We start from the raw sequence: 9,028 nt of genomic DNA, 5'->3' as shown, positions 1-9,028 counted from the left end.
ATGCCAGGCGTTCTTCCACCTTGGATTTGTCATAATCAAATTTTTCACAATACTGTAATTCCATCTAAAATATTCCGATGATTGCTATTCCCTGTGAAACGGTTGTGAATGCGAACGACAATTGCATATACTTTACCCGCGTTACCCTGTTTGCGAACGGCTCAACCAATACCACAATGGTTCTTTTTCAAGCATAGAGTAATCCATACCATCTGCTGAGAAATTGTTCAGATAATAGAGAACTTACCAATTTATAAAGCAAAAAGTATGCAAAACGACATATTTGTGAGTGTAAAAGATGTCTCCCGCTTTTACGGAACGACCCGTGCGGTGAATAGCATCAGTTTTGAGGTAAAACGTGGTGAGGTGTTGGGCTTTCTTGGCCCAAACGGTGCTGGAAAATCAACCACTATGTTAATGCTCACCGGCAATCTGGCACCGTCCGAGGGTGAAATTGTCATCAATGGCATCGATATATTGGAGAATCCCAAACAAGCCAAGGCAAACATCGGTTTTTTACCCGAACAACCTCCCCTCTATCGAGACTTTACTGTCGATGAATATTTGCGATTTTGTGCAAAGCTTCATCGTATTAACCATAGCAGGATGGCCAATGCTGTCGACTCCGCCAAACAGCGTTGTGGATTAAGCGAAGTCGGTCAACGTTTAATCGGAAATTTGTCAAAAGGCTTCCAGCAACGAGTGGGAATCGCGCAATCCATCATACACTCACCCGCCGTTGTCATTCTGGATGAACCGACGGTGGGCCTGGATCCGATCCAGATTCGTGAAATTCGCCAGCTCATTCGCGAACTGGGCGGGGAACATAGTGTTATTCTTTCGTCACATATCTTACCGGAGATACAGACCACCTGTGATCGTGTACAGATTATCAATCAAGGGGAACTTGTATTAAGTGATACGGTAGAAGGATTAGATCACTATATGCATGAATCCTGTGTCATCATAGTATTAGCAAATCCGCCCTCACTAACTGAGCTAGAAGCCCTGGAAGGCGTTACATCCGTCGAAGCTTTGGATAACAACCGATTCAAATGTTACTTTGAACCGGAGCAGCAAAACCCGGCCGAATCTATTGTTAAAGCCTCAGTGCAACAAAAATGGCGACTCACAGAACTTACACCAGAGAAACGCAGCCTGGAACAAATCTTCGTTGATATCACTACCTCTGAAAAAGTCGGCGATAATGCATCCGGTTCAGCAAAGGACCACGCTGCGTGATTTTAACCATTGCCAGCAAAGAGTTGAAAACTCTATTTCTATCGCCCATGGCCTGGGCAATCCTGGCCGTAGTACAAGCTATCATTGCCTACTTTTTTCTGATTTACCTCGACTATTTTGTACAGATACAACCACAACTCGCAACCTTGCCCAATGCACCCGGTATAACCAGTATCGTCGTCGCACCCTTATTTTCGACAGTAGCTATTGTATTGCTGCTGGTTGTGCCATTAATATCAATGCGCCTGATTAGCGAAGAACGACGCAGTAAAACCCTCAGCCTGTTATTGAGCGCACCCGTGTCGGTAACTGAAATCATCCTGGGCAAATTTTTGGGCATTTTGGGATTTCTAATACTGATACTGCTAATGATTTGTTTAATGCCATTTTCATTGATGTTTGCCGGTACCATCGATGCCGGCTTAATGATTTCAGGATTGCTGGGCATGTTTTTATTATTGTGCAGCTTTTCCGCCGTTGGTCTTTATTTATCGACATTAACCAGGCAACCAACTGTTGCCGCTGTTAGCACTTTTGGCGTGTTGCTGCTGTTGTGGATTATAGATATTGCTGGAAAAACCGGAGGTCAGGATAGTGTGCTCTCCTATTTTTCCATGCTTAATCATAACCAGGCTTTGTTGCGCGGAATATTCAATTCAGCAGACATTGTTTACTACCTGTTATTTATTACGGTCTTTCTGGTGCTTAGCGTACGCAGACTGAATGCAGAACGCCTGCAACATTAATTGTGGAATTGGTTAATGAAGATCACGCCAAAATTACGTTCTCAACTCCGGATTCAAAATTCCACATTCATTTTATTATTCCTCACCATCGTTGGCCTCACAGCTTTTATTAGTCAGCGTTATACTATTGAAGTGGACTGGACCTCGAATCAGCGGAATACCCTGTCGGATGCCAGTCGAGCACTTTTGGAAACGCTGGATCAATTACCTGTCTTTACTGTATATGCGACGGAAGAAGAGAATATAAGGAAACCAATTAATGAACTCCTGCGACGCTATCAACGTGTCCGACCGAACATCAAGATACAGTATGTAAATCCAGAACTGGAGCCTGATCTGGTTCGTGAGCTGGGCATTAGCGTTAATGGTGAACTAGTCATCGAGCTGAACAAGCGCCAGGAACAAGTGACACAACCCTCGGAACAGAATATTACCAATGCCATTCAACGCATTGCCCGCAATGAAGATCGCTGGTTATTGTTTATTGAAGGTCATGGCGAACGCAAGCCGGAAGGCATTGCCAATCATGATATGGGTGATTGGGGAAAACAATTACAGGCTAAAGGCATAAAAATTCGCAGCCTTAATCTGGCCGATACTCCAGTTGTTCCACGAAATACAGCTGCACTTGTTATAGCCAGTCCACAGCTTGACTATTTGCCCGGTGAAATAAAAGCCATACAACAATATATTGAAGAAGGTGGAAACCTGCTGTGGCTGGTTGAGCCGGACAGGATTTACCAGTTGCAGGCTATTGCGGAACTGTTGGACCTGGAATTTCTGCACGGTATCATCGTAGATCCCAACACACAATTACTCGGCATTAATGATCCGCGATTTGCTATTGTATCCCAGTACTCCCAGCATCCACTGACCGGTGATTTCACCGCAGTAACCATCTTTCCTCAAGCCAGGGGGATTAAAATCAATCCCACCGATAAATGGCAACACTCAGTTATCCTGCAAACAACGCCACGATCCTGGTCAGAAACTGGTGAGCTGGCAGGTCAAATAGAGTTCAACAAAGATAGCGACATACCTGGACCTTTAATGATTGGTGTTGCTATCACCCGTGAGATCGATACCTCACTAACCGATGCGGCGCAAGACCCGGAAGCAAGGAAGAAACAACGCATTGTTGTTATTGGTGATGGTGATTTTTTATCAAATACTTACCTGGGTAACGGTGGCAACTTTAAGCTCGGCCTAAACATCGCGAACTGGTTAGCACACGATGATCGGTTTATCGCTATACCTGCCAGGAGTTCGCCAGATTTAGATATTGCATTGACATCAACTGCCAAAGCCATACTTGCTTTTGGATTTCTCATCCTGTTACCGCTGTTGCTTGGGGCTACCGGAACGCTTATCTGGCTGAAAAGGCGCAAACGTTAAATTCTTTTTTTTGCTAAAAGCTATGCAAAATCCTCTCACTACTAACCTGATACTGTTGTTGGCGATCGTCGGGCTAGTACTTATTATATGGCTTGATCCATTTACAACGCCCGAACCGGATGCCGTCCTGCTAACCCAGGTTGATGTTAATACGGTTCATAACATTACTATGTCCAAAGCGGATAAAGTCTACTTTTCTGTGGAAAAACGCCCTTTAGATCAGGGAATTATCTGGTATCTGACAAAGCCTGTGGAAATGCCTGCCAATCCGATAAAGGTAAATCAGATTCTTGATCTACTAAACACTAACAGTTTTCGCCAATATCAGATAAAATCGGGCAACCTGGCGAAGTTGGGATTAAATCCCCCTGGCTGGGAAATTGCGCTGGATCAAACAATTGTCAAATTTGGGAAAACAGAACCCATAGATCAACGGCGCTATGTACTAGTAGATGCTACAGTACATCTAATTAACGATCGTTTCAGTCAATACAGCTTTGGATCACCACTTATGCTCGCCAATCTTGATATTTTACCAGCGGATAAATCAGTAGCGGAGATCCATTTACCGGACAAAGTCATCAAAAAAGTGGATGGACAGTGGCAATCATCACCAGCCAGTGAAGTAATCTCGCAAGATACCATCAATGAATACATTGATGAGTGGCGCTATGCCCAAGCCTTGCGCGTTGCTCTGGCTGACAGGCAAGACCACTCTTCAGACGTCACGCCAGTGACTATTTATCTCGAAAAGGCAGAGCTACCAATCCACCTGACTGTTGAGTCAACTGACCAGGATTTTATAATTACAAATAAAGACTGGGGTGTTCGATACTATGTCAACAGCAGTATCGGTGAAAGGCTTTTACATATAGCACCGCCGACACTCGAATAAAACCTTTACCAGTTCACCATGCCAGAATTACCCGAGGTTGAAACCACTCGCCGTGGTATTGCTTCGCATATCACCAAACACCCTGTAAAAAGTGTCATAGTGCGACAACGCCAGTTGCGTTGGCCGATTCCTGCAAATTTAAATAAAAAATTAGTGGGACAGAAATTTCATTACGTTATGCGCCGCGGTAAATATCTACTGCTAAGCACACAAACCGGCACTCTTATCATTCATTTAGGGATGTCAGGCAGTTTGCGAGTTGTTGCTCATGACACACCTGTGGAAAAACATGACCATGTTGATATCCTCTTTGTAAATGGCACCTTGTTACGTTACCGAGATCCCAGACGCTTCGGTGCAATATTGTGGACCAGCCGTGACGCCTTGCAACACAAGCTATTGAAAGAGCTTGGTGTTGAACCCCTGGCAGAAGAATTTACCGGTGACTATCTGTATGACATTTCGCGAAATCGCAAACTGGCAATCAAGCAATTCATCATGGACTCACATATTGTCGTTGGTGTTGGAAACATATACGCCAATGAAGCATTGTTTCTTGCAGGGATTCGACCAACGATTGCGGCAAATCGAATTAGCCAGGCACGAATGCTTAAACTGGTAAATGCAATAAAATCTGTATTGAGTAATGCAATCAAGGATGGCGGCACAACATTACGAGACTTCACACGCGGTGACGGTCGTCCCGGTTATTTTCGTCAAAAATTGAATGTATACGGTTTAGCAGGTCAACCTTGCCCAATATGCAAAACGTCAATAAAACTCATTCGCCAGGGGCAACGGGCAAGTTACTACTGCCCTCATTGTCAAAAATAAATATATCTTGCAAACAAATAACCCCGCCATCTCAGGGCGGGGTTATTTGTATTTCTTACGTAGTTTTTAGAGAGTGCTTAAGCGTACTATGATGTTAATGGTGTTACATCCTTAGCCGACCAGCCCTTTGGCCCGGCTACTGGTTCGTAGGTAACGTTTTGCCCTTCCTCCAAAGTTTTAAAGCCGGTACCCATTATTGCAGTGTAGTGAACGAAAACATCTTCTGTGCCATCCTGAGGCGCAATAAAACCAAATCCTTTAGCTTCATTAAACCATTTGACTTTACCTTCAGCCATGGATCTTACCCCCGATTTATAACTATTTTTACTACTTTTGTTGTCTAAGTTGCTATTTTGTAGGTTTTATACTGTATAGACATAATTATTATTGCATGCAGTAAGTCAACGAATTTACTAGAAAAATCTTGCAGGACAATTCAGCGTGAATTACGTCTTATACTGCAGTGTATTGTAGTATAGTATTTATTCTATTAAGATGCTATATAGATCGATAAACAAACAGAATAAAAATATTAAAAATCGTGAATGGGGGTATGTAATTTATTTAAGTCGCATAACAAACTGATCGGTAACAAATTTCGTCACTTCTTTAACAACTTCAAATCGTTTTTTATTTACCTTCCAAAGAAGTGGATTTTCGCTTGTCCAGTTTCAATGTTCTGTTGTTACTGAGGGGGCTGTTATATTCTGTAATTCTTGGTTAACACCATCTTTGAGTCGCCTTTTCAACTTAAATTAAGTTTGAAACACGGCGCCTGTTTCTCAATGAACAACACGTGAAGAATTTGCACCGTTAGTACAATCATAAGACCCCACTCCAGTTTCGTTAATGAATACCAGTCATCATAGGTCACTGGAACAGGCTGCGAGGTAATTTCTGCCATCATTTCATTAACGGCTGTGGAATTAAAGATCCCCACTTTTTCAATTTTTTCCATCGACAGGTATGGACGAAGTGACTTGATTTTGTCTTCAGTAAAGAACCATTCCTTAATCGGTGTATAAAACGCTCGTTTTTTAAACGACTGAGGGTGTTCCGGTAAATGCCCCATCATTATCTTTCGCAAAATATATTTTTCATCCATACCGTTTAGCTTCAGCCAGGGCGGTAGTTGTGCGGCAAATTCTACCAATTGATGATCCATAAATGGCACACGTGCCTCAACGCTATGCGCCATGCTTAATCGATCACTTTTCCAGAGAATCCATCCCGGTAAACGTGTTTTCGTCTCTATATAGAGTGATTGATTTAGTGGGTGACGGTTTTTTAACTGTGGCTTCATTCGCTCAGCCAATTCAGTAATCTGGTGATTGTCCTTCAACTGTGCCTTAGTTTGATCCGATAGCAGTTTATTACCAACTTCATTTAATATCTGCCAGGTATCATACCAGGCAGGATAGCAGCCGTATTTGTTGATTGTCGCCTGCTGTGCTTCTGGTGCGTGTAACCGCAACAACATACGCATGTGCTGATCGGAGAAACTATCGGTAAAGTTAGTTAAATAAAACTCTTCCCGTTGTTGCTCATTTTCTTTTTCGTTACCCCAAATTCGAACCATATCCTGCCGGTAACAATCGTAACCGCCAAATATTTCATCGGCGCCATCGCCGGTATAAACGACTTTGTAGTTTTTTTCCTGCACTAAACCTGACAGCATGAAGTGCGGAATATCCACTGCAACACGTTGTGGCTGTTCCAGATGATAAATTGCCTGTTCAAATATCCCTAAATATCCGCCGGGCCGATCATCATCAATAATTAACTCAGTATTGGGGACATGGATATGACCAGCAATAGCACGCGATATTGCAGATTCATCGTTTGCTATATTAGTAAAACGAATTGTGTAACTCTGTACTTCATTCTTGTAATGTTTATTCAGCAAATAAGTAGTGGTTGCTGAATCGATACCACCGGACAAATAGGCGCCTATGGGGACATCGCCAATCATATGCGAGATAATGGAGTCATCCAGGGCATCTTGAAAAAGTTTCTCCCACTGCGATTCCCCCCGCTCCTCATATTCACCGTCCTCAGGAAACTCCAGGTCCCAGTACTGTTTTAGCCGTGGCGACCCGCCGGGCTCAATCGCCATTGCGTAACCTGGTTCCAGTTCAAGGATGTGCTTAAAGGGTGTATAGGGAGCCACAGAAAACTGGTACTTAAAATAATTGGCAATGGAATGTAAATTAAACTCAGGTTCAACCAGTTTACTGGCAAAAATGGCTTTCATTTCTGAAGCGCCAACCAGAACTTCACCGTCCCAGAAATAATACAGAGGCTTTATACCGAGGCGATCCCGGGCGACAAATAATTTACCCGTTTCGTTGTCATGAATGGCAAAACTGAACATACCTCGCAAATAGCCAACGCATTGCTCGCCATATCGAATATACATATTCAGCACGACTTCGGTATCAGAATGGCTATTAAACAGGAAACCATTTCTGCGTAACTCACCTTCCAACTGATGGTAATTATATAATTCGCCATTGTAGATAATGGTAAAACGCTTATCTGCAGAGGCCATGGGCTGACTCCCACCTTTAATATCCACAATACTCAATCGGGTATGCCCCAAGGCGGCATGCCGATTGATAATGCAGTTTTTCGCATCAGGTCCACGATGCTCAATACTCGCAGCCATGCACTCAATGGATTGCTTGTCCAGTTTCTCGTTGACCGAGCTGTATATAAAACTAATTCCACACATAACTATTGCCTGTATCCAGATAGCAAAAAGATAACGTAATTTGGCGCCTGATAACAGTACCCCTCGAAATTACTGGCGACACCAGTTTACTTAGGGCTTTCCAGTCGGATCGCAACGAATAGTTGAATTCGAGCTAGTTGCGAAAGTGATTAATTCTTTGCATAACTAGCAATGGACAGGCAAATAATCTGGATTATTTACACTAATAGTCAAAAATTTGAAGTGAGTTTGTTTGGAGGAAAACAATGCTTGCAACTGCCCATAAGTTGTTCTACAAGACCTGGTATAGCATCAAATAATTCTTTAGCAATGCTGGTTTGAATCTGCGCAGAAATATCTGACACCTCCGGGTAGCCAAAACTGGCTCCCAGTCCTTTCAACTTGTGAACGAGATTTTTTAATTCTAACCAATCCATTTTGTCAGCTGCAGTTTGTATATTAACCAGTTTGCCGGGCAATTCGTCTTCAAATTGCTGTAGCAATGCTTGAAATTCTGGATCCTCGGAAAAATCCATAGTCGATGGGCTAATCTTACTCGAGTCGTGCGCTGGCGATGGAAAAGCTTTTGGTTTTAAATACCGTTTTAATACACTGTTAAAGCGGTTTAAATCTACCGGCTTAGTTAAGTAATCATCAACACCCGCCCGCTGACATTGCTCCCTGTCTTCTTTTAGCGCGTTTGCTGTAAGCGCAACAATCGGTCTGGAATATCCGCTTGCGCGTAATTTTGCTGTGGCATCTACTCCGCCCATTACCGGCATTTGCATATCCATTAAAATAAGATCAAATTCATCAGACAGTGCCATATCCAGTGCCTGTTTACCATTTTCTACTACAACCGGGGTAGCACCCGCGCGCTTGATATACATTGATATCAATTTCTGGTTGTCCGGTGTATCTTCTGCCAGCAAAATTTTTCCAGTGATAGAATCTGGTTCGATAGTTACGCCTGAACTGGAAGTTTCAACAGAGCCGGTTTGAAAACTATTAACCCACAAGTCATCCGCGATGTGTCCTGGGTTTATGGTGAAAAAGAAACGGCTACCAATTCCCTTACGACTTTGACATTTAATCTCACCACCCAAACTTGTCACAAGCTCCTTACAAATGCATAAGCCGAGGCCCGATCCACCAAATTGGCGCGTTGTAGAGGTATCGGCCTGTGAAAAAGGAGTGAACAGT

Annotated in this window: 8 protein-coding genes; 5 read left to right on the top strand and 3 right to left on the bottom strand. The window is 43.1% G+C overall.

The features are described 5' to 3' along the window. The first annotated feature begins 267 nt into the window (after positions 1–267). The 5 genes from ACWVCM_RS02805 to mutM are packed head-to-tail and all read left to right on the top strand — an operon-like array spanning position 268 to position 5,112. Complete coding sequence (locus ACWVCM_RS02805; RefSeq protein ID WP_455200187.1) at positions 268–1,242, top strand: ABC transporter ATP-binding protein; 975 nt, start codon at positions 268–270, stop codon at positions 1,240–1,242. After that, positions 1,239–1,988 carry an ABC transporter permease gene (locus ACWVCM_RS02800; RefSeq protein ID WP_455200186.1) on the top strand — a complete coding sequence of 250 codons (750 nt, stop codon included), beginning with the start codon at positions 1,239–1,241 and terminating at the stop codon, positions 1,986–1,988. The genes ACWVCM_RS02805 and ACWVCM_RS02800 overlap by 4 nt, the downstream gene beginning before the upstream one ends. A gap of 15 nt (positions 1,989–2,003) precedes the next feature. Then, entirely contained in the window at positions 2,004–3,383 is a 1,380-nt protein-coding gene (locus ACWVCM_RS02795) for a GldG family protein (RefSeq protein WP_455200185.1), read from the top strand. Positions 3,384–3,405: 22 nt separating this feature from the next. Further along, positions 3,406–4,278: a DUF4340 domain-containing protein gene (locus tag ACWVCM_RS02790; RefSeq protein ID WP_455200184.1), complete on the top strand. Its 873-nt coding sequence runs from the start codon at positions 3,406–3,408 to the stop codon at positions 4,276–4,278. An 18-nt stretch (positions 4,279–4,296) separates the two neighbouring features. Then, on the top strand, positions 4,297–5,112 hold the full coding sequence (mutM, locus tag ACWVCM_RS02785; RefSeq protein WP_455200183.1) for a bifunctional DNA-formamidopyrimidine glycosylase/DNA-(apurinic or apyrimidinic site) lyase: 816 nt from the start codon (positions 4,297–4,299) through the stop codon (positions 5,110–5,112). A gap of 86 nt (positions 5,113–5,198) precedes the next feature. On the opposite strand, the gene ACWVCM_RS02780 is transcribed toward mutM, so the two are convergent. From ACWVCM_RS02780 to ACWVCM_RS02770, 3 genes are all read right to left on the bottom strand, one after another. Continuing rightward, positions 5,199–5,408 (bottom strand): cold-shock protein, encoded by a 210-nt coding sequence (locus tag ACWVCM_RS02780; RefSeq protein ID WP_455200182.1) that lies wholly within the window; start codon positions 5,406–5,408, stop codon positions 5,199–5,201. A 449-nt stretch (positions 5,409–5,857) separates the two neighbouring features. Next, positions 5,858–7,846, bottom strand: a complete 1,989-nt coding sequence (gene asnB, locus ACWVCM_RS02775) for an asparagine synthase (glutamine-hydrolyzing) (RefSeq protein WP_455200181.1) — start codon at positions 7,844–7,846, stop codon at positions 5,858–5,860. A 209-nt stretch (positions 7,847–8,055) separates the two neighbouring features. Further along, on the bottom strand, positions 8,056–9,028 hold a 973-nt coding region (locus ACWVCM_RS02770), incomplete at its 5' end, for a response regulator (RefSeq protein ID WP_455200180.1).

The organism is Kaarinaea lacus, assembly GCF_975902315.1.
This window is presented reverse-complemented; position numbering and strand designations above follow the sequence as displayed.

What these genes read in the sequence shown, in the direction of transcription:
- ACWVCM_RS02805 (WP_455200187.1), top strand. Translation starts at nt 268, where the DNA reads ATGCAAAACGACATATTTGTGAGTGTAAAAGATGTCTCCCGCTTTTAC.
- ACWVCM_RS02795 (WP_455200185.1), top strand. Translation starts at nt 2,004, where the DNA reads ATGAAGATCACGCCAAAATTACGTTCTCAACTCCGGATTCAAAATTCC.
- ACWVCM_RS02790 (WP_455200184.1), top strand. Translation starts at nt 3,406, where the DNA reads ATGCAAAATCCTCTCACTACTAACCTGATACTGTTGTTGGCGATCGTC.
- mutM (WP_455200183.1), top strand. Translation starts at nt 4,297, where the DNA reads ATGCCAGAATTACCCGAGGTTGAAACCACTCGCCGTGGTATTGCTTCG.
- ACWVCM_RS02780 (WP_455200182.1), bottom strand. Translation starts at nt 5,408, where the DNA reads ATGGCTGAAGGTAAAGTCAAATGGTTTAATGAAGCTAAAGGATTTGGT.
- asnB (WP_455200181.1), bottom strand. Translation starts at nt 7,846, where the DNA reads ATGTGTGGAATTAGTTTTATATACAGCTCGGTCAACGAGAAACTGGAC.